The sequence below is a fragment of the Herbiconiux daphne genome (assembly GCF_024979295.1).
Taxonomy (GTDB): domain Bacteria; phylum Actinomycetota; class Actinomycetes; order Actinomycetales; family Microbacteriaceae; genus Herbiconiux; species Herbiconiux daphnes.
The window spans coordinates 1-921 of sequence record NZ_JANLCJ010000208.1; the positions used below are offsets into that span (position 1 = coordinate 1).

The window sequence follows — 921 nt, forward strand, 5'->3', positions numbered from 1 at the left end:
TCGCTGCGGCGAAAGAGAATAAGGTGAAACGTGATGAAGCTCCTACACCTCGAAGTCGGCGATGAGTTTAAGCTCGGTGGTATCGGTGATACCTACAAACTGGTAGCGACTGATGATAATGAATTCATGCAGTCCGGTGATCTTGTTGTCGAAAATCAACGCACTGGTCATAAGGCTAAATTGCCTGAGACTACTGAGGTTACACTTATTAACGTGGTTTAATCATGGCAAGACCGGTTCAGGTTCCAGCCGGTGATTTAAAACCCGGTGATCGTTTTCTCTTCAAAGGAAAGCAGGTTATTGTTACTGACAAGAAACCGCTTTGCTGCGAAGTCTATACAGGGAAGCTCGTTGTAGTTCCCTCAACTATTTGGGTAACAAGGGCATAGAATGACCGACCAAATGTTTGTACAGCGTGGACGTAACATCTTCAACGCTTCTGATCGTGGCGATGAAATTCCTCGCATCCCAACTGGCACATATTCAGTGCAGTTCAACCCTATGGCTGGTGGCTTCTATCTTCAGCGTTGTGAAGATATGCTTCTGCCTGAGAAAGTATATGGTTCTACTCTGCCTCGTGCAGATATGATCCTGCATACTTTCAGTACCCGTAAAAACAAAACTACTGGTGCGCTGCTAACCGGCCTGAAAGGTTCTGGTAAAACTCTGTTGTCAAAAGCTGTTTGTGCTAAAGCTCTGACGATGGATGTGCCAGTGCTGATTCTTCAGCAGGCGTTCGGCGGCCCTGCCTTTGAAGATTGGCTGAACACTATCGATCAGCCAGTTGTTATCTTCATCGACGAGTTCGAGAAGAAGTACGACGACGAAGAAAAACAGAACCAGCTTCTGTCTATCCTCGACGGCGTAGGCCGTGGTTCTAAACTGTGGCTGGCGACATCTAACAGTGCTGATGTATCTCAG

2 protein-coding genes are annotated in these 921 nt (G+C 46.9%); both read left to right on the plus strand.

The window, feature by feature from the left end:
* Positions 1 to 33 precede the first annotated feature (33 nt).
* Positions 34 to 222 carry a hypothetical protein gene (locus tag N1032_RS24135; protein ID WP_259543008.1) on the plus strand — a complete coding sequence of 63 codons (189 nt, stop codon included), beginning with the start codon at positions 34 to 36 and terminating at the stop codon, positions 220 to 222.
* Positions 223 to 390: 168 nt separating this feature from the next.
* Positions 391 to 921 (plus strand): ATP-binding protein (locus N1032_RS24140; RefSeq protein ID WP_259543009.1); only part of this gene is annotated, 531 nt, incomplete at its 3' end.

Bases quoted from the DNA above. Each gene is read 5' to 3' on its own strand.
- N1032_RS24135 (WP_259543008.1), top strand. From the start codon at position 34: ATGAAGCTCCTACACCTCGAAGTCGGCGATGAGTTTAAGCTCGGTGGT.